Below are 20541 nucleotides of genomic sequence, written 5' to 3'. Positions count from 1 at the left end.
AATTTTTTGTTCGATTATTGTATTAGTACGTGTTCAAAAAGGTGACAAACGAAAAGGGTTACTGGCTAAGTACGCTGGCATCCTGCAAGAAACGCCAGTTACTTGCCCGTCCTGGGCGTCGGAAGATAAGAGCGGCGCTGTTCCTTAGGACCAGCATTCCACATGATGTGTTAGCCTTAGCGCCAGCGTGGGCGATTTTAGCCAGCGATCCACTTGTATCCACTACTTGAGGACCAGAAAAACGAGCGGGCGCCGAGGATTCGCAGCTTATCTCTGGTGATTTTTTGAACAACCTCTATTAAGGATTTGTTGCCCACAGTCCAGCGGTCTTTACGAATACTCTTGGATGCAGTTTTAACCCCGCTACAATCATTTCTGCAATATCCTCCGGCTGCATTGCATTTTCAGGATTACCAGAAATAAGATTACTTTCAAATGCTAAGTCAGTAGCAACCGTACTTGGGGTGAAAGCCGTAATTCGGATATTATGCTTTCGTACCTCCATCATGAGTGATTCTGTCAGACCTAATACAGCAAACTTAGATGCGCTGTAAGCACTTGTTACTGGGGCACCTTTTTGGCCGGCAGTGGAGGAGATATTGACGATATCACCTGACTTTCTTTCAATCATGTCAGGTAATACGATCCTGGTCACATTGTATACGCCCATTAAATTCACGCGAATAATTTTCTCCCATTCTTCTGGAGTTAAATCGAGAAAACCGCCAAATTTAGCTATCCCTGCATTATTGATTAAGATATCAATTGATCCAAGGTCTGATTTTATATGTTCCACCGCATGTTGAACAGATGTCAGATCTGCGACATCCGCTGATGCTGCCGAAATTTTCACGTTATATGCCTCAAGTTCTGCTGTCACTTTTTCAAGATTGGCCATATTTAATCCGATTAATCCTAGATTGACGCCTTCTTTAGCTAAACTGATTGCGGTAGAACGCCCGATTCCTCTGCCAGCACCTGTAATTAATGCATTTTTTCCACTTAACGAGATCATGCCACCATTCCTTAATTTAGATTCATTCACAAATATAAATATTTACTAAAACCTTGTTAAATATTCCTGTGTGGGTGACAGGCACCGCAAAAGGACATTGTTAATGCAATTGTCCATTTCACGAAGACAGTGTGAAAGTTAGAAATGTACTCTAATGAAGCAACGTCACATGTAAACAAGTCAAAGGAAATAAGATAGACTAATTGCTGCTGCGGGAGCCTGATGGCTGAAGCGATAATTAGCGGTACTGCAACGGCCCCCATACATATGTTGTCTTTTGGTTCATAACAAACATCAAACCAATAGTTACTTTATTCCCTTAAATAAACTAATACTTTTTCAAATTACTCCAGATAATCTATACTTCTCCAATAGAATGTGCTTTTTGCATATCAGTAGGGCGGAGGTATATGATCGTTTCTCGCGATTTCGGTATTAGATTAATTGAGTAGGTCAAGGGGGAAAATGAATGAATTCCCTTTATTTGAAAAGCGCTCAAACTGTAATTGTCTATTTCCGTTGAATCTTCATCGGAACGGGTAGTATTGACACTATACAGGTACGCAGGACATTTCTCTGGGAATTCCTATTAGTCACATAATCTTGTGGTACTGTCACCACCAAATTAAGACCAATTATGATATTTTATTAGTCTTTAAAAAGCTTATAATGCTTTCATCCGTTTCATCAGATGAATTCCCAAGCCAAATTAAATGACCCCATGAGTCAAGTATACATATCTCTGAAGAAGGAATGTTATCTTGGGCAAAATAGGCATGTTCTAAAGGCACAGAAGCATCATTCTTACTATGCATAATAAGAGTTGGACAAGTAACCGTTTGTACATCTTCAATAGTTAACTCATTTACTTGTTTTAAATCTATAAAGAATCCAAAACTTGACCGTTGGCGATTATTCATTTTTCTAATAGCTTCAACATCACCTTCATTAATTTTAGCTTTTGCTTCACTATACTTCAGTTTACTGAATGAAGGGAACATTTGTTTAAAGATAAATCGTGGGAAAATGTTGTTCATGGTAGATATTAAACCCCATGTAAATTTTTCAGTTTCTGGGCGAAACAAAATCTTTGCAGCTTTGTATTCTTTATCACTCGATGTTAACCATTTTTTCGTAACAGCCGATTGCAATGTAAGTGTACAAACTTGCTCGGGATACTTTGATGCAAAATATATTCCACTTGGACCACCAGCAGAGATTGCAAGTAAGTGGGTTTTTTTAATATTTAGATGATTAAGCAATTTAGAATAATATTTGCACGCTTTTGATAGACTTTCTCCAACTTCTTTAGATGTCCCACCATATCCAGGTCTTGAAGGGGTGATGAGTGAGAAACCATTCTCCAATAAAGCTTTATATCCAAATTCTTCCTTACAGTTTGAATGTCCCCCATGCAAGACAAATATAGGTTCTCCATCACCAACGATGGAATATTCTATTGAAATACCTTCTGATGAAAATGTCTCGAATCTTCTATCCATAAGCTATCCCCCATCTATTATTCTACCGGTGACAGGCACCGCAAAAAGACATTTCTAACGAAAATGTCCACACCATATGGACATGACTTCAACGGTCACAGAACTTACAATTACGAATGAACCCCGCCATTTTCTAAAGCAATGAGAATAGCGGGGTTTTTCTTAGATTTATAGCTTCGATACCAAAAAATGTCTATAATTAATTTCTACCATAAAAGCTTATGGCTTTTATTTTATTAAAATTGCTATCATATTGATAGTTGTCAAACGTCAATTTCAAAGAAGAATTTTCATTTGTTTCATAATAGAGTGATCCTCTGACACTATCTCCTGGATGGATGTTTCCACTAATGGATTCATCATGATATAAAGGATAGTATTCATCTTGGCTAATATTATTTTTATATAGATCAAAGTCAGTTGTGTCTATATAATGGGCTTCTTTACCAATGTTAGTGACAGATACTTTGAATTCAACGACATTATTAACATCTGAGAAATCATCCTCAAATGCATAATATGGATCCAAGTTTATTGGATAAGACACAGTTACTTTAAGATCACCAATTCTAGCTGTATCACCAAAATGATATGTTGTCTTTTGTGGCACCTTAACCTTTGTTGATGAGAGATTGTCACTGTATACGTACCCATTTTTTCCTTTGTAGTTAACTTTATAGAGTTTATCTGATAAAGGACTTGTTGTCGTTAGTTTTGTGTTTATAGGAATGGAGGTCATTTTTTTCTTGTGAGTACTTGTATTATTATAAAGATTGGCTGTTTTTTTGACATACCGAGTCACATATGTTGGCTTAGTTGATAAATTAGCTTTATATACATAACCTGTTTTACCGGAGTATGTTACTTTATACATACTGCTCGTTTTACTTGAATAAGTGGATAATCTCACATTAATAGAGATCGTTTTCAATTTCTTCTTTGAACTCTTAGTTGAACTATACAAATTTGACGTTTTATGAACATAATAATAATGTTTTGTAGCAGCTTTGGAGTGGTTACTGAAAGAAAAGAATGAAACAGAACCTACTAAAATTAATACTAATGATAAAGAAAGACATCTCCTAAATAATGTTTTCACGTTAAAATCCCCTCTTAGTGTTTTTTTATTTTATGTAAACCCCAATAGGCAAACATCGGTTGCTAATTTATTATACATTGGTGTGGCGGTGTCTGTCACCGTGGGTGACAGGCACCGCAAAAGGACATTGTTAATGCAATTGTCCATTCTATATAGACAGTGTGAAAGTCAGAATGCAATCGACTGTCATCACTCGAAAATTAAAAATAAAAAAGGCTTGTAAAGCGCTTACATAGGGTTTATAATTTCACTAAACCGGTTTATTAAAAGATAAAGGTGAGGTGATTTATCTATGGCTCAAGTAGTTATCCCATTAAATGCCTTTTCTGATGAAAAGGGTTTGAAAAAAGATATTGACTTTTACATCACCATCATTGCCAATTCCAATGCAAACGGAATAGAAATTAGAAAAGAACTCTTAAACTCCTCCTCTATAACACATGACTTACAGAAAATCCATCACACACTCAAAAATCATCATCTGTTGACCGTTTATTCTGCGCCAATTCCATTATGGAAAGAAAACTATTCTTTAAATGAAGAAGGGGCTCAGACCGCGATGGAAGAGGCGAAGCAGATTGAAGCAAAATGGCTTAAGCTTCCTTTAGGCCACTTTGATGTTCAAAAATCAAATTTGAAACCCCTTACAAATCTTCTTGATCAGTATCCAACCGTTCGATTGCTTATTGAAAATGATCAAACAAGAGAAGGTGGCAGAATCAATCCGTTATTTCAATTTTTTCAGCAAGCAGAAAAGCAAAGCGTGCCCGTTCACATGACGTTTGATGTCGGTAACTGGGTGTACACGAATGAGAATGCCTGTGACGCCGCCGCCCTACTTAGCCCATACGTTTCGTATTATCATGTCAAACACGTCATTCCACAAAATCATCGACTACTGACGGTTCCGATCAATGACGGGAACAAAGAACTTTGGAAAGAAATAAATGACGTGTATTTTTCCACTGTTCCGAAAGCGTTAGAATTTCCGATTTTCCCAGATAGTCCATCCATTAATCGTTATATAGAGATCATTAACGGAGATCATGCGGAAAGGGTGAGTTCGTAATGAAATCATTGGATGTTATCACTTTTGGTGAAGCTATGGCGATGTTTATCGCGGATTCGATCGGCCCTCTGCATGAAACAAGAACTTTTTCTATGGAGCTGGCGGGTGCTGAGACCAATGTGGCGATCGGTCTAGCTAAGTTGGGATTTAAAACGAGTTTTATCAGCAAAGTAGGGGATGACGCCTTCGGTAAATTCATCGTTCAAAAGCTTCAGGAACATCACGTGCTGACAGATCACATCGTACTAGATACGGATCATGCAACAGGCTTTCAGTTAAAATCTAAAGTAGAAGTCGGCGATCCTGAAGTGCAGTATTTTCGCAAGGGTTCTGCTGCAAGCAGATTGTACGTTGCCGATTTTGACGAAGACTATTTTTTGCGAGCCAGACATTTGCATATGACCGGTATTCCACTTGCTTTATCTTTATCTGCCAGAGATTTTGCAGAGCATGCGCTAAAATTTATGAAACAACACGGTAAGACGATCTCCTTTGACACCAATCTACGCCCATCCCTTTGGAACTCTGAAAAAGAAATGATTGATACCATCAACTTTTTTGCCAAACAAGCAGACTATGTTCTTCCAGGAATAACAGAAGGGAAACTTCTCACCGGTTATGATACACCTGAAGATATCGCTTCTTATTATCTCGATGCCGGAGCGAGCGCCGTAATGATTAAGCTTGGTGAAAGAGGAGCTTATTATAAAACTTTACAAAAAGAAGGCTATGTAAAAGGAATTCAAGTCTCTCGAGTGATCGATACGGTTGGCGCGGGCGATGGTTTTGCCGTTGGCGTAATCAGCGGTTTATTAGAAAAAATTTCTTTAGAACAAGCGATAAAAAGAGGAAATGCCATCGGTGCTTTGGCTGTACAGTCATCTGGCGACAATACAGGCTATCCCAACAAACAGAAACTACTTGCCTATTTAACTAAACATGATCAAGGAGTGAATTAATATGAATCAGTTGTCTAATAAAAGATGGATTCGCCTTATTCCAATTGTCTTTATCACGTATAGTTTAGCTTATTTAGACAGAGCCAACTACAGCTTTGGAGCGGCCGGGGGGCTGGCGCATGACTTGAATATTACAGCAGCCACTTCTTCTTTGCTTGGGGCCTTATTTTTCTTAGGATACTTCTTCTTTCAAATCCCTGGTGCCCATTATGCAGAGAACAAAAGTGCAAAGAAACTCATCTTCTATGCTTTGATTCTTTGGGGGCTACTCGCTTCAGCTACGGGCTTGATTTCAAATGTTTCCCTATTATTTGTGGTTCGTTTTTGTTTAGGTGTTGTTGAAAGCGCTGTTATGCCAGCAATGCTTGTATTTTTAAGCCACTGGTTTACAAAGGCGGAAAGGTCTCGTGCCAATACGTTCTTAATCTTAGGAAATCCAGCGACGGTTCTTTGGATGTCAATTGTATCAGGCTATATTTTAAATGCACTTGGCTGGAGATGGATGTTTATTTTAGAAGGTCTACCCGGCATTATTTGGGCGTTTATCTGGTGGAAGCTTGTGAATGATCATCCAAAAGAGGCTAAATGGCTCGACAGTGAGGAAAAAGCCGCTTTAAATGAAGCGTTACAAGCGGAACAAAAGGAATTAAAATCGGTTAAAAATTACGGCGAAGCTTTTAGATCCAAAACTGTGATTCTACTAAGCATTCAATACGCCCTCTGGAGCATTGGAGTCTATGGATTCGTGATGTGGTTGCCATCCATTATCAAATCAGCCCCTAATACGAGTATTGTGGCCACAGGCTGGCTGGCTTCCGTTCCGTATTTATTAGCTTGCGTACTAATGTTAACGGTTTCATATTTCTCTGATAAATGGCAAAACCGCAAACTGTTTGTTTATCCATTCCTTCTTATTGGTGCTGTTTGCTTTTATGGGTCTTATTTACTCGGAACAAGCCATTTTTGGTTGTCGTTTATCTTGTTAACCATTGCGGGCGGGGCGATGTATGCCCCTTATGGACCGTTCTTTGCGATTATCCCAGAAATCCTTCCACGTAACGTAGCTGGTGGAGCGATGGCATTAATTAATAGCATGGGAGCGCTTGGATCCTTTGTAGGGGCTTATATTGTAGGATATTTAAATGATTTAACAGGGGGATATGGCGCGTCTTACAATTTCATGGCCATTTCACTGTTTTTATCAGCGATCTTAACCATTATGGCGACAAAGCAGAAGAAAAAAGGAGATGTAGCAGAAGAAACAAACGTACCGTTTCAAGAATTGTAAAATTTACTTGCGGAAGGAGAAATAAGTATGAATATAGATAGGCTTAAAAACAAGAAGATTGTCGCAATTATTAGAGGCGCGACACCTGAAAATATCATCCCGATCGCTAGCGCTTTGAGGGAAGGTGGCATTTCTCTTATTGAAATAACCATGGAAACGCCAAGAGCATTGCAAGCCTTAGAGGAGCTCTCATCTCATCATGATCCGACTATTATTGCGGGTGCAGGTACCGTTTTGGATGTAGAGACAGCGAAGGCTTCGATCTTGTCTGGTGCTCAATTTATTTTTTCACCAACGGTTCATGCCGAAACCATTCAGCTCACGAAAAGTTATGGGGTCATGAGCATACCGGGGGCTTACACGCCAACAGAAATTCTGACAGCCTATGAAAATGGGGCCGATGCCATTAAAGTTTTCCCAGCAAGTACGTTAGGGGCTGGATTTTTCAAACAGGTGGCTGGTCCTCTTCCGCAAATTCCTTTAATGGCGACAGGCGGCATTGATGAAGCCAATCTTGCGGATTATCTGGCTGCTGGAGCCATTGCAGTTGGCATCGGGAGTTCCTTAGTCAATACAAAACAGGAAATAACCGAATCCTATTTAACCGAACTGACCAAAAAAGCCAAAAGGTATATGAATACAGCAAATATAGAAAACTCAGCGACAAAATCATAAGCGATTGACCCTGTACAAATATAGAGACTACCTGATGAAGAAGACCACTATTTCAAATTTTGATTGAAGGTGCGTCTTGAATAGGGCAGTCTCTCTCTTTCATTATTAGAGGTTGTTCAAAAAGTCACCAAATGATAACTTGCGAATCCTCGGCGCCCACTTGTTTTTCCGGTCCTCATGTAGCAGATACAAGAGGATCGCTGGCTAAAACCGCTCGCGTCCTGTGGCGGGCGCCTGAAGCTACCACATCCGGTGGAATGCCGGTCCTCGGGAACTGCGGCCGCTCTTAGCCTTCCGACGCCCAGGACGGGCAAGTAACTGGCGTTTCTTGCAGGATGTTCAGCGTACTTAGCCAGTAACCCTTTTCGTTTGCCACCTTTTTGAACACGCACTATAAGCTTTTATAGTCATTATAAAATATATGCTTGATGGGCAAGTAGGTTTTAGGTTGAGAGATCTTTTTATTATATCAATTAATTTGATACACGCCATTCACATTCAGAACCACTTTGTTCTATACTTAAGAAAATGTGAAAGAATGAAAGAGGATAACGCTATGACGAAGGTAACCATGGCAGATGTCGCAAAGTTTGCAGGCGTCTCGAAAAGTACCGTTTCCCAATATATTAATCATCGATATGAATATATGGGCGAGGGAACAAGAAGAAAAATCAAAGAAGCCATCGAGCAGCTTGGCTATCAACCGAACTATGTTGCTAAAAGTTTAAAACAAAAAAGAACCTTTATCATCGGTATTATTGTTGCTGATATCGTTCACCGTTTTTCTACAGAAGTCAGCCGATCTATCGAAGATTTTTGCTATGAAAATGAAATGCAGGCCATCATATGCAACGCCGATAATAATGGAAAAAAAGAAAAAAAATATATCGACATGCTCCGTGCCAAGCAAGTCGATGGACTCATCATTTTTCCAACGGGACAAAACGAAGATCTGTACAAAAAAATGGTCGAGGAAGGCTATCCCGTCGTATTTATGGATCGTGATATTCCACATTTGAAAGCACCTTTTGTATTGGCCAACAATCAGCAGGCCACCTATGAGGCGATCTCCTATTTTATTCAAAAGGGACATCAGCGCTTGGCTATTGCGACACAACCTTTAACCATTTCATCAAGAAAAGAACGGATCGAAGGCTATAAACAAGCCCTTAACGACCATCATATTGAACCTCGGGCGGATTATATGATTAGCACAGATATCTCTGAATTGCACCAAAATCTCAACCGATTATTTCAGTTGGACATGCCGCCAACCGCGATACTCGCAGGAAACGATCTTGTTTTTTTAGAGATATTATCCTTTTTGCAAGAGAAAAAGCTGAAAATTCCAGAAGATGTCTCATTGATCGTATTTGATAATATTCCATTTGCTCATTTAACCAATCCCCCAATGACAATTATTGCTCAGCCAGCATTTGAAATGGGAGCAAAAGCAGCGGACTTGTTATTAAAGCAGATCAATAAAGAAGCGATTTTACCTGAAAGAATATATTTTACATGCGAGTTGATTTGTCGGTAGGTGTGTGGCGGTACGTGTCTGGGCTGCGACCGAAATTCAGCTGTAGTGAAAGATTGGTCCGAGCAACACCGTTACTTATTTTATAATGAAATTGAAGCAAAAAATCGTTATTCTTCAGTATCGGATCCAGAAACGGGGGTTTTGCAATGGATAAAACAATACTGGTAGAACAGGATCTTAAAAATGGAGAAAAATTAATACGAAAATTAGATGAATTAAAATTTACCGTTCATTCTGCTCTTTGGTTGTACATACCTGAATCAGATATATACAGGTTGTTAATAGCAACTCCATTAGTTGACGAACTAGGTCCACAAGAAGTTTACAGAAAAATAAAATCAACTATTGATATGATAGGAGAACCTTTTGAGATTTCTCTTCAAAGTATTACAGCAATTAGTCCAAAAAATGAATTAATAAAAACGTTAGGGATGTTGATTAAAACTGACGCTAATAAAATCAGTGGTATTCGATTTACACGTAATACAATTAATAATATATATATTGAGGATTCATATATATATAGGATACAATAGGTGCCAGTCATAACCCAAATTTAGACGTGAGTGCTGGTCGCTGTAGTGTAGGTGTGACAGTGCTCGTTGCATGGTTCCTCCCCGAAATCCCCCTGACTTTTCGAAAAACAATTATGAAATCAAACAATGAAAGTGCAGAATCACGCTTCAAGGGAGGGTAGTGATCCTGCGTTTTTTTGTGCATAAATTAACACCTTTACAACAAAGATGTCCTTTTTTAACATTTTATAAAATGTGTCCGTTTACAATAAGGCGTTTTCAATTTAATGTGTAAGTAGGAAATGAATTTGACATCTATTACATAGAAATATTGGTATTGTGATTTATGAAAAATAGGAGGCCAAATAAATGAAGAAAATCATTAACAATCCTGAGAATCTCGTTATTGAAATGTGTCATGGCATGGTGATGGCTCATCCAGAACTTGAGTTATTAGAAAAGTATAAAGTGATCAAGAAGAAGGAGATGAACGAAAACAAGGTTACGGTCATTAGCGGTGGAGGAAGTGGACATGAACCTGCTCATGCTGGACTCGTTGGAAAAGGCATGCTCGATGCGGCCGTATGTGGAGATATGTTTGCTTCACCTTCACAAATACAAGTTTATCAGGCGATTAAAGAAACCGCTAGCAAAAAAGGCACCTTATTGATTATTAAAAACTACAGCGGAGACATCATGAATTTTAAAAACGGTGCATATTTGGCTTCAGAGGACGGCATTCAAGTAGATTATGTTCGCGTAGATGATGATATCGCTGTGAAAGATAGCCTCTATACCGTCGGACGCCGCGGTGTAGCGGGTGTTGTGCTTGTACATAAAATTGCTGGTGCCGCGGCAGAAGAAGGAATGGATTTATTACAAGTTAAAACAGTATCGGAAAAAGCGGCAAAAAATGTTCGCAGCCTAGGCGTGGCGCTTACTTCATGTACACTGCCAGCTAGTGGTACGCCAACTTTCGAACTTGGCGAAGGCGAAATGGAATATGGCGTAGGTATTCATGGTGAACCTGGTATTAGACGAGAAAAAGTGGTGAGTGCAGATGAACTTGCTTTGCGTATGACTCATGATTTATTGAAGGATTTAGGTATAGAAGATGATGATCCAGCTGAAATTGCTTTATTAGTCAATGGGTATGGAGGTACGCCATTACAAGAACTCTATCTTTTTAATCATGCGGTGACAAGGGAAATATCCAGACGGAATATCCGAATCAATCGTATCTTTGTAGGAAATTATATGACAAGTATTGATATGGCCGGTGTTTCTTTATCTATCATGAAGTTAGACGATGAATTGAAAACGTTATTGTCAAAAGAATCAGTGGCACCAGGTTTTAAAGTAGATGGTCCAGTTGAACAGGTGCAATATGCTGATTTGATTGAGAAAGAAAGTGACGACCCAGTTTCACTTGAGACAGAAACAGCAGAAGAACATGCTGTTATTAAAAATGGAGTCATCACACTTAACAACATGCTTTATCTTGTTGATAAAATGAGTGAAGTAATTATTAAAAATGAATTACCATTCTGTAAACTGGATTCCCATGCAGGAGATGGAGATTTTGGTTCAAGTATTGCTAAAGGATTCAAGCAATTGAAACGTGAATGGAAGTCGATTATCAATCAGGAAGTACTAACAATCGGGTCGTTTCTTGATGCAAGTTCAATGATTATTATGGAACATTGCGGAGGAGCTTCTGGTCCAATTTGGGGCGGTGCTTTCCGTGCAGCAGGAAAAGCTATAGGTAATAAAAGTGAACTAAACGTCTATGATTTTTCCAACATGCTTCAAACGGTCGTCCAGGGTATCCAATCAATTGGGGAACGATCCTTTGGCAGAGGTGCCGTTGTAGGGGACAAAACATTAGTCGATGCTCTTGCACCATGTGCAGATGCTTGGAAAGACAGTGCAGCAGCGAACGAAGATATTAAGGTTGCCTTTGAAAAAGGTGCTTCCGCTGCAGTAAAAGGGGCAGAAAAAACAAAAGACATTGTCGCTCGGATGGGTCGTGCCGGTACGGTTGGTAAAAGAAGTATAGGCTATCCTGATGCAGGTGCTCATGCACTAGGGGTGATTTTTACAGAACTTGCACAGACGTTGCGGTAGGTGCCTTGTGGCGCGTATTCCGGTGACAGGCACCGAAAAAAGACATTATTGAATATATGTTCATATAGGAAGGACAGTTGTGGCGCGTGCCTCCCCGAAATCCCCCGAATTTTGTCGAATGAAATTACAACAACAAAAACGCAGGATCACTCTCCAAGAACAAAGCGGAGTGATCCTGCGTTTTTATTTGCTCTTAATTACATAAATATCCCTGTTTAGGCTAAAAATATTTTTGTCATATTTATAAAAAAGGAGTGAGGAACCCATATGAGTAAAGGATCAAAGTCAAAACGGAACATAATTAAAGGAAAAGATGCTGTACAACCAGGTAACGGTAAAGAGCGAATGACGATTTCAAAAGTTAGTCGGGAATTAGGGGATAGAAAGGATTAATTTGATCCGATTCTCTTAAGTAAGGTTTGCAATTAACTTTACATTGAGAAAAAAAGTTGATAGGGTTTTGGGGGTTGCTTTTTAGGGTAGACTCCCATAGACTCTAATTTTTCTCATAAAAGGTATGAAACAGGAATGATTGGAATCTAACCACTAATTTTAACATTCTAAATACGATTGATTTGGTTGACATAATGAAATATATAGAGTAAATTAAACCCTACTAAATAGGTAAGAATACGTTTCTTGGAGGTTTTATAGTGAAGAAGTTAGCAATAGCAATTATATCAGTTATGCTTGTCATAGCTTTGTCTGGATGTGGTCAATCTTCTTCAAATGGATCAAAGAAGGATCTGTTTGATCAAATAAAAGATAAAGGCACGATGGTTGTGGCAACGGAAGGGACGTACGCGCCTTATTCCTATCACGATCCTGAAACAAATAAGCTCATCGGATATGATGTTGATGTCACACGAGCTGTGGCGAAAAAATTAGGTGTAAAAGTTCAATTTAAAGAAACAGCATGGGATTCCCAATTTGCAGGGCTTAATAGTAAACGATTTGATACAATGGCCAATGAAGTAGGGATCAATCCTGATCGTGAGAAAAAATATGACTTTTCAACACCATATGGTACAAGCAAGTCCGTTATTGTCACTCGTACAAACAACACGAAAATTAAGTCACTGGATGATCTAAAAGGGGTTAAAGTGGCTCAAGGTTTAACGAGTAACTATGGTGAAATGACGAGAAAAGCAGGCGCACAAATTGTGGGACAGGACGATTTTTCAAAAGCAATAAAATTAGTTCAACAAAAACGAGTTGATGCGACGGTCAACGATCAAGGTGCTGTACTTGATTATCTAAAAACAACCAAAAGTAAAGATCTTAAAGTCGCTGCTGTCATTGAATCCAATGCCGCAAAAATAGCCTATCCTGTTAGAAAAGGATCTGGCTTAGATAAACACCTTAGTCAAGCATTGAAAGAATTAAAAGAAGATGGCACTTTAGCTAAAATTTCAAAAAAATATTTTAACAAAGATATCTCTGAATAAGTTGTTTCGATGTTTATAGGGAATATCACCATTGATTGGGACTTAGCTGCAAAATCTTTCATGCCGATTTTAATGGGAGGTTTGAAATACACACTTCCACTAGCCATAGCTTCTTTTATTATCGGTCTTGTGATTGCCTTTGTGATGGCGATGTGCCGTCTATCGTCAATTAAGTTACTTCAATGGATAGCTAGAATCTATATTTCAATTATTAGAGGGACACCGTTACTTGTACAGTTATCGATTGTCTACTTTGGATTGCCTGATTTGGGAATTAATATCTCACCGATTTATGGCGCTATTATTGCCTTATCATTAAATGTTGGAGGCTATGCGGCAGAAGTTATACGGGCGTCAATATTATCTGTACCAAAGGGGCAATGGGAAGCCGGATATACGATCGGTATGGGGTATTTTCAAACCTTAAGACGCGTGATCATCCCGCAAGCGATGCGTGTATCGATCCCGCCTCTGTCAAATACATTTATCAGCTTAGTCAAAGATACGTCACTTGCATCCACGATTACAGTGACCGAGTTATTTAGACGGGCGCAGGAAATTACTGCAACAAGTTATAACTTTTTATTATTATACTGCGAGGCAGCCTTTATTTATTGGATTTTTTGCTTTATCCTATCCATCATTCAAAATATTATCGAAGAGCGCTTAGACCGTTATGTTGCCAAATAGAGAAAGGGGCCTTTAGAATGTTATCAGTCCAAGATTTGCATAAATCCTTTGGAGACCATCATGTTCTTAAAGGGGTTCATTTTTCATTAGATAAAGGAAAAGTTCTTGTGATCATCGGACCTTCTGGATCAGGCAAAACGACGGTGCTTCGGAGCTTAAATCTATTAGAAATACCAGATGATGGATCGCTTAAAATTGGAGACGCTCATGTTGCATTTGGAAAAAAATTATCAAAAAAAGCCGTGAAACAAATCCGTCAAAAATCAGCCATGGTTTTTCAAGGCTATAATTTATTTCCGCACCGGACCGTTTTAGAAAATGTGATTGAAGGTCCCGTTCAAGTTCAAAAAAAAGGTAAACAAGAAGCCATTCAAAAAGCAAAAGAATTATTAGAAAAAGTCGGATTAAGTGAACATATTCATAAATATCCTCACCAATTATCAGGTGGACAACAACAGCGAGTGGGAATTGCAAGAGCCCTTGCTATCGAACCGGAACTAATTCTATTTGATGAACCAACTTCAGCATTAGATCCAGAACTGGTTGGTGAGGTATTAAAAGTTATGAAATCCTTAGCCAACGAAGGATGGACCATGATCATCGTGACACATGAATTAAAATTTGCTGAAGAAGTCGCAGATGAAGTCATCTTTATGGATCAAGGCGCCATCATCGAAAAAGGCCAACCTTCGCTATTGTTTAATCATCCTGAACAAGAGCGAACAAAACAATTTTTGAGTCGGATTCGGTAGTGGGGGTGCCAGTGGGTTGCGATCCATTTTGGCTGTGCCTGTCACCACCCGAATTTTGTCGAATATTGAAGAATGAGCACCATGCCTCGTTGTGAGGGTGGTGTTTTTTTAATGGTGTCAGGTACCGGAAAAAGACACATAGACAGATAAAGTCCACTCTGAGTGGACTTTTCTATTCTCACAGGGGTGTCCGTTACCCAAATTTTATTGAAAAAACTCTAGGATAAATGAAACCGAAAAAAGAGCACCATGCCTCAATTTGTGAGGATGGTGCTCTTTTTTAAGTAAAATGGAATTCGCTAAAAAAGTAACTTCCTAATACAAGGCTTAAGATAATCATAAGCGCAATGAAAGCAAAAACAATCATCGTGAAAATACCTTGAATTAATAAATATTTGGAATAATTATCCAATAGGCGATGCAATGATTTGTCGCTAGCTTCGTTATCTTCTATTGCAAACTTGGCTTCTGTTCCTGTTTTAAACAGATAAACCCCTAAGATGACTTGAATAATTCCTGGTATGGCACCAATAATAAAGGCAAACAAGCCGCCTAAAGCTGCAATAGAACCAAAAACAATCATTACAATGCCTGTAAAACGTCCCCAAAATAATGATTGCAGTGTCAGGCACCGTAAAAAGACAGATAACTAGATTTGTGCATGTTGGAAGGACAATTTTTTTGTGGCTGTCACCGCTCGAAATAATAGACGAGGAGATAGGGAGAACTTCTAATATTTTATATTAAAACGCCTACAGTCTGCGATGTACCATTCGGAAATTTTTAAAAATCCAAGTTCCAACTCATGAATATCAACATATAATGGGCTTGATAATGGGTATCCATAACATTTCAAAGGAGTTTTAAAATATTGGATAATAATATTAATGCTAGCAATAAAACGATCGAAAAAATCCCTTTAGTTAAAGTCAATCCTGCTGATCCAGCTTCCATTCCAAAATTTGTTGATGAAATTAAAAAACCTCCTGTTGTTAAGCCGAGGAAGCAATTTGATACTTATGAAAACAGAAGTATGCATCTGCGGCAGTTTATCAATGAGACACCTCGTCTTGATGATGATGAGTCACAGGCTCAATCTCCATATTATGAAATTTATATGAAAGAAGCCAAACACCGATTTCACAAGCAGTTTCCACTCACACCTGTTTGGGGATATAACGGCAGGGTACCTGGGCCAACCATTGAAGCGACTAAAGACGAAACAACGCGTGTCAAGTGGATAAACAACTTACCTTCTAAACACTTATTTCCTATTGATCATACGATTCATGGATCCATTGATACACCAGACGTTAGAAGCGTTGTTCATCTTCATGGTGCGAATGTAGATTGGAGAAGTGACGGCCATCCAGAGGCCTGGTATACCAGGGATTATAAGATGACAGGTCCAAAATTCAAAAGAAAAATATATGAATATACGAATCACCAGCCAGGAACAACGTTATGGTATCATGATCACGCCATGGGTGTTACAAGGTTAAATGTCTATGCAGGGCTTGCTGGATTTTACTTACTTCGTGATGCACTTGAAGAACGGCTTAACTTACCAAGCGGAAAGTATGAGATCCCTTTGATGCTGCAGGATAAATCATTTAACGAGGATGGGTCGCTTTTTTATCCTGATAAGCCACCGTTTCCCGTACCGGTCTCGCCTTCCATTGTGCCAGCCTTCTTTGGTAACACCATAGTTGTAAATGGGAAAGTATGGCCCAAGTTAAGGGTAGAACCTAGAAAGTATCGGTTCCGTGTGCTAAATGCTTCAAATAGAAGAGATTATGTATTAGGTCTTTCTAATGATCAAGTGTTTACTCAAATTGGAACAGACGGCGGATTTGTTACGACACCTACTCGGTTAACTTCAATTGAAATACAGCCAGCAGAAAGGGCAGACATCATTATTGATTTTTCGGCGTTGAAAGATGAAACAATCACACTTACAAATTCCGGAACAAATACAGATGAACATACAAGCGTCGTGTTGCAATTTAGTGTAGACCTTCCGTTACATGGTGAAGATACAAGTGAAATTCCACAAGAATTATATCCACCAGAGATGCTGGATGAACATATGGCGCATACAGTACGAGATTTAACTTTGAGTGCAAGTACAGATAGCTATGGTAGACCAATGCTAATGCTAAATAACCATATGTGGGGCGATCCAACGACTGAAAAACCCGCTTTTGACAGTATTGAAGTTTGGAATTTAATTAATTTAACAGGTGGGCCACACCCGATTCATGTTCACTTAGTTCAATTTAAAGTTTTATACCGCAGGCCATTCAATGTTGAACTTTATGAAACCGAAGGCACGATTGAATTTACAGGGCCACTGGAGGAACCGTATGATTACGAAAAAGGATGGAAGGATACTGTAAAAGTCGAGAACGGAAAAATCACAAAAATTATCATGCATTTTAAAGATCATGTCGGTAACTATGTTTGGCATTGTCATTTTCTTGAACATGAAGATCACGATATGATGAGACCCATCTGAATAATCAATGATTCCCATCCCGTACAGGATCCACATGCAGATGGCGGATCGCATTGAAGGTGACAGGCACCGCAAAAAGACATTTACCTCCTTTTGTTTTTGTCGGGTGGACACATAATCAAACGTTAAGCCCCACGTCATTTCCCGTGGGGCCAGGTTTGGGTGCAATCTACTGTCACTACCCGAAATTTGTCGAGTTATGTCTCCTATTAAGCACCTTTTCTCAATTCGTCTTCCATTTGATCATAATGATTTTCTATTTCGCTAGATGGTTTTTTCGTTAATAAGCTAACTACTACGACAGCAATCAAGCTTAAGAAGAACCCAGGAATCATTTCATAAAGAAACTTTTGTAAAGTTGGAATGTTTGCCCAGATAAGTACAGTCACGGCTCCAACAATCATTCCGGCTAATGCGCCATATCTTGTCATACGTTTCCAGTGTAAACTTAAGAGAATAACCGGACCAAAGGCGGAACCGAACCCTGCCCAAGCATAACCAACAAGACCTAAGATGGTGTCATTTGGATATAATGAAAGGCAGACACCAACCACGGCGACAATTAATACGGCAAGTCTTCCTACAATAACAAGCTCTTTATCACTTGCATTGCGGCGGAAGAATGTTTTATAAAAATCTTCTGTTAAAGAACTTGATGTAACAAGTAATTGAGAAGAAATTGTACTCATAATCGCTGCTAAAATAGCGGCTAATAAAAATCCTGTAATATATGGGTGAAACAAGATATTAGAGAAGACGATAAAAATTGTTTCGGGATCTTTTAATGTTTGGCCATGAGATGCATAGTATGCTACGCCTACAAGACCAGTGAGCATAGCTCCAAGTATTGAAATTCCCATCCAGCCCATACCAATTCGGCGGGCTGTTTTTAATTGTTTTAAATTTCCTATAGCCATAAAGCGGACAATGATATGCGGCTGACCAAAGTAACCTAATCCCCATGCTAGTAAGGATATAATTCCTAAAAAGGAGGTTCCTTTAAAGAAGTTAAGCAAAGAAGGATCTACGTTTTTAATTTCATGAAAGCTATTCTGAACGCCACCTACATCGGTAAAGGCAACGATTGGAACGAGAACAAGAGCGACGAACATGATCGCACCTTGAACAAAATCCGTCATACTTACGGCTAAAAATCCGCCAAATAAAGTATAGGCCACAACAACTCCTGCTGTCATAAATAGACCTACTTTATAATCCGAATGGAATGAACTTTCAAACAATCGGCCACCAGCGACGAAACCTGATGATGTGTAAATCGTAAAAAAGACTAAAATAACGAGTGCTGAAACGGATCGGAGAATTTTCGAATGATCGTGAAAACGATTTTCGAGAAAATCAGGAATTGTTAGAGAATCGTTCGCTACTTCTGTGTAAGTACGAAGACGAGGGGCAAGTATTAGGTAGTTTAAATAAGCACCTATCATTAACCCTATTGAAAGCCATAAACTTGAGATACCTGTTGCATACATCGCACCTGGCAAGCCCATCAACATCCAACCACTCATATCAGATGCGCCTGCGGATAATGCAGTGACAGCGGGACCAAGTCCACGTCCTCCCAGCATATAGTCATTCAAATCGGATGTTTTTCTGTAAGAATAATAACCAATAAGCAGCATACCGACGAGATATACTCCCAAAGAAATAAATATTTCTATCTGCACCAAATCTCTCCCTTTTTCTATTTAGCTTGTTTTTGTTGCCAAAATAGCTATCTTTGTGCTCGGTTAGTAACTACCATAACAACAAATACATACCACTGCAAGGCAATTCAGTGAATTTTAAAAAATGAAAAAGGAGTGTAGCCCCTATGATAAAAACAATGAAAACGATTGCAGGAAAAAATACACTCTTAAAATTACAAATATTCAGGCACACCGTTTGTCACCCAATATAACGGTACTGATTGAATTCTCACTTTATTTTCAAGCCTCGTTTTTAAATATCTAATCTAAACTATCCATGAGACTTATTATTGAATTTTTCTATATGACAATTCTTCCGCATTCTGAAATAGGGATTGGTGTTAATAAAGGATTTATAAACCTAAACCCTTTTCTCATTTTCAAGCAAGATTTAACATACTCTAACCTTATTGTGAATGATCTAGGCAGCATCTTATTATTTGTTCCATTTGGTTTCTTTTTATCTATCCGATTATATCCCATAAAAATTCCTTGAATTGTTTTATTGGGCTGTCTATTATCCATTTCTATTGAATGTATTCAATTATTTATGGCCAATCGATGTTCGGATATTGATGATGTTATTCTAAATACATTAGGTGCTTGGGTTGGGTATTTGGTTTGAATGTATATAAGGCAAGTAATGAGAAATAAGTGATTCGTATTAGAAGATGATTTGTTTGTTATAGGAGTAATATTTTTTTAGATATCCTTTAGTCAAAAGATAAAATAATAAGAAATTAAATTTTTTCAAACAAAAGGGTTGCTTTTAATACCCTGTGAGGTATATATTAAATACATAATAATTATATACCCGCATAGGTATATATAAATCTGTGTAAAAAAGTATTGAAAAGCGCGCAAGATTCTTATTAATAGGGGGAGGATACGTTTGGAATATAAGCAAGGTACAAAAAATAGATTAAAACGGATTGAAGGACAAATTCGCGGGGTCATACGCATGATGGAAGAAGGTAAAGAATGTAGAGAAATTGTCACACAGCTATCTGCATCAAGAAAAGCAATTGATCGCACCCTTGGTCTTATTGTAGCGGAAAATCTGGAACAATGTCTTCGTGATCAGTTAGAAACGGAAAAATACGTCGATAGGGACTTGGTTAAGGAAGCTGTTGAACTTTTAGTGAAAAGCCGATAATTTTACCACGGGCTTTTTTTTAATATATTATATACCCCATGGGGTAATTGATTGTATTACAATGGAGTGTTTTTATCAAGATAGAGCATCAAGTTTATATAACTTCATGTTGAGATTAAATGAGTAACTAAATGAGAGGACGTGTCTTGTATGAAAAAGAATAAAAAGATAGTCATCGTGGGTGGGGTTGCAGGCGGAGCAACAGCAGCTGCTCGATGTCGCCGATTAGATGAAAAAGTTGAAATAATTATGTTGGAACGTGGAGAACATATTTCTTTTGCTAATTGTGGTTTGCCTTATTACGTTGGGGGAAGTATTCAGTCACGTGAGAAGTTACTGCTACAGACAGTAGAAGGTATGTCAAATCGTTTCAATATCGATATTCGAAATTTAATTTCCAAATGCGTGGTCTAACTCCACCGTCTTTAGACGGTATCCGCTTTTAGCCTTATCTTTTGATGTCCATACTTAAGCCATGAGGT

General features: G+C 38.6%; 19 protein-coding genes and 1 pseudogene. 15 read left to right on the top strand and 5 right to left on the bottom strand.

Annotated elements, in window-relative coordinates; translation table 11 throughout:
- Positions 1–298: 298 nt before the first annotated feature.
- From FG390_RS14330 to FG390_RS14320, 3 genes are all read right to left on the bottom strand, one after another.
- On the bottom strand, positions 299–1015 hold the full coding sequence (locus FG390_RS14330; protein ID WP_141191720.1) for a 3-ketoacyl-ACP reductase: 717 nt from the start codon (positions 1013–1015) through the stop codon (positions 299–301).
- A gap of 635 nt (positions 1016–1650) precedes the next feature.
- On the bottom strand, positions 1651–2517 hold the full coding sequence (locus tag FG390_RS14325) for an alpha/beta fold hydrolase (protein WP_141191719.1): 867 nt from the start codon (positions 2515–2517) through the stop codon (positions 1651–1653).
- 199 nt (positions 2518–2716) lie between these two features.
- A complete protein-coding gene (locus tag FG390_RS14320; protein WP_141191718.1) occupies positions 2717–3616 on the bottom strand; it encodes a DUF4352 domain-containing protein in 900 nt (299 codons plus the stop codon).
- 292 nt (positions 3617–3908) lie between these two features.
- Between FG390_RS14320 and FG390_RS14315 the strand changes: the two genes are divergently transcribed.
- The 11 genes from FG390_RS14315 (at position 3909) to FG390_RS14270 (ending at position 14679) form a co-directional block, all read left to right on the top strand.
- A complete protein-coding gene (locus FG390_RS14315; protein WP_141191717.1) occupies positions 3909–4685 on the top strand; it encodes an IolE/MocC family protein in 777 nt (258 codons plus the stop codon).
- Positions 4685–5644, top strand: a complete 960-nt coding sequence (locus FG390_RS14310) for a sugar kinase (protein WP_141191716.1) — start codon at positions 4685–4687, stop codon at positions 5642–5644. The genes FG390_RS14315 and FG390_RS14310 overlap by 1 nt, the downstream gene beginning before the upstream one ends.
- Before the next feature lies 1 nt (position 5645).
- Complete coding sequence (locus tag FG390_RS14305) at positions 5646–6932, top strand: MFS transporter (protein WP_141191715.1); 1287 nt, start codon at positions 5646–5648, stop codon at positions 6930–6932.
- A 27-nt stretch (positions 6933–6959) separates the two neighbouring features.
- The gene (locus tag FG390_RS14300) at positions 6960–7607 is read left to right on the top strand and encodes a bifunctional 4-hydroxy-2-oxoglutarate aldolase/2-dehydro-3-deoxy-phosphogluconate aldolase (protein WP_141191714.1); all 648 of its coding nucleotides are present in this window, start codon (positions 6960–6962) and stop codon (positions 7605–7607) included.
- A 556-nt stretch (positions 7608–8163) separates the two neighbouring features.
- Positions 8164–9147, top strand: coding sequence for a LacI family DNA-binding transcriptional regulator (locus tag FG390_RS14295; RefSeq protein ID WP_141191713.1), 984 nt, complete (start codon positions 8164–8166; stop codon positions 9145–9147).
- A 146-nt stretch (positions 9148–9293) separates the two neighbouring features.
- Positions 9294–9683: a hypothetical protein gene (locus FG390_RS14290; RefSeq protein WP_141191712.1), complete on the top strand. Its 390-nt coding sequence runs from the start codon at positions 9294–9296 to the stop codon at positions 9681–9683.
- Between the two features lie 348 nt (positions 9684–10031).
- Positions 10032–11789 (top strand): dihydroxyacetone kinase subunit DhaK, encoded by a 1758-nt coding sequence (dhaK, locus tag FG390_RS14285; RefSeq protein ID WP_141191711.1) that lies wholly within the window; start codon positions 10032–10034, stop codon positions 11787–11789.
- A 267-nt stretch (positions 11790–12056) separates the two neighbouring features.
- Entirely contained in the window at positions 12057–12182 is a 126-nt protein-coding gene (locus tag FG390_RS16115; RefSeq protein WP_258311685.1) for a hypothetical protein, read from the top strand.
- A 260-nt stretch (positions 12183–12442) separates the two neighbouring features.
- Positions 12443–13237 (top strand): transporter substrate-binding domain-containing protein, encoded by a 795-nt coding sequence (locus FG390_RS14280; RefSeq protein WP_181406510.1) that lies wholly within the window; start codon positions 12443–12445, stop codon positions 13235–13237.
- Between the two features lie 9 nt (positions 13238–13246).
- Entirely contained in the window at positions 13247–13927 is a 681-nt protein-coding gene (locus FG390_RS14275; RefSeq protein WP_141191710.1) for an amino acid ABC transporter permease, read from the top strand.
- 17 nt (positions 13928–13944) lie between these two features.
- Positions 13945–14679, top strand: a complete 735-nt coding sequence (locus FG390_RS14270; protein ID WP_141191709.1) for an amino acid ABC transporter ATP-binding protein — start codon at positions 13945–13947, stop codon at positions 14677–14679.
- 280 nt (positions 14680–14959) lie between these two features.
- Here the strand turns inward: FG390_RS14270 and FG390_RS14265 are convergent, their stop codons facing one another.
- On the bottom strand, positions 14960–15301 hold the full coding sequence (locus FG390_RS14265; protein ID WP_258311686.1) for a DUF5362 family protein: 342 nt from the start codon (positions 15299–15301) through the stop codon (positions 14960–14962).
- Between the two features lie 411 nt (positions 15302–15712).
- On the opposite strand from FG390_RS14265, the gene FG390_RS14260 reads away from it, so the two are divergent.
- Positions 15713–17197: a multicopper oxidase family protein gene (locus FG390_RS14260; protein ID WP_309147219.1), complete on the top strand. Its 1485-nt coding sequence runs from the start codon at positions 15713–15715 to the stop codon at positions 17195–17197.
- A 209-nt stretch (positions 17198–17406) separates the two neighbouring features.
- On the opposite strand, the gene putP is transcribed toward FG390_RS14260, so the two are convergent.
- Positions 17407–18882 carry a sodium/proline symporter PutP gene (putP, locus tag FG390_RS14255; RefSeq protein WP_141191707.1) on the bottom strand — a complete coding sequence of 492 codons (1476 nt, stop codon included), beginning with the start codon at positions 18880–18882 and terminating at the stop codon, positions 17407–17409.
- A gap of 526 nt (positions 18883–19408) precedes the next feature.
- Between putP and FG390_RS16270 the strand changes: the two genes are divergently transcribed.
- From FG390_RS16270 to FG390_RS14240, 3 genes and pseudogenes are all read left to right on the top strand, one after another.
- Positions 19409–19528: a VanZ family protein gene (locus tag FG390_RS16270; protein WP_181406509.1), complete on the top strand. Its 120-nt coding sequence runs from the start codon at positions 19409–19411 to the stop codon at positions 19526–19528.
- A gap of 267 nt (positions 19529–19795) precedes the next feature.
- Positions 19796–20059: a metal-sensitive transcriptional regulator gene (locus tag FG390_RS14245; protein WP_141191706.1), complete on the top strand. Its 264-nt coding sequence runs from the start codon at positions 19796–19798 to the stop codon at positions 20057–20059.
- 150 nt (positions 20060–20209) lie between these two features.
- Positions 20210–20452: pseudogene (locus tag FG390_RS14240) on the top strand (CoA-disulfide reductase); the annotation flags it as partial.
- Positions 20453–20541 lie beyond the last annotated feature (89 nt).

The organism is Terrilactibacillus laevilacticus (assembly GCF_006517395.1).
Taxonomy (GTDB): Bacteria; Bacillota; Bacilli; order Bacillales; family Sporolactobacillaceae; genus Terrilactibacillus; species Terrilactibacillus laevilacticus.
The sequence above is the reverse complement of the archived record's forward strand: the minus strand, read 5'-3'. Positions and strand labels throughout refer to the sequence as shown.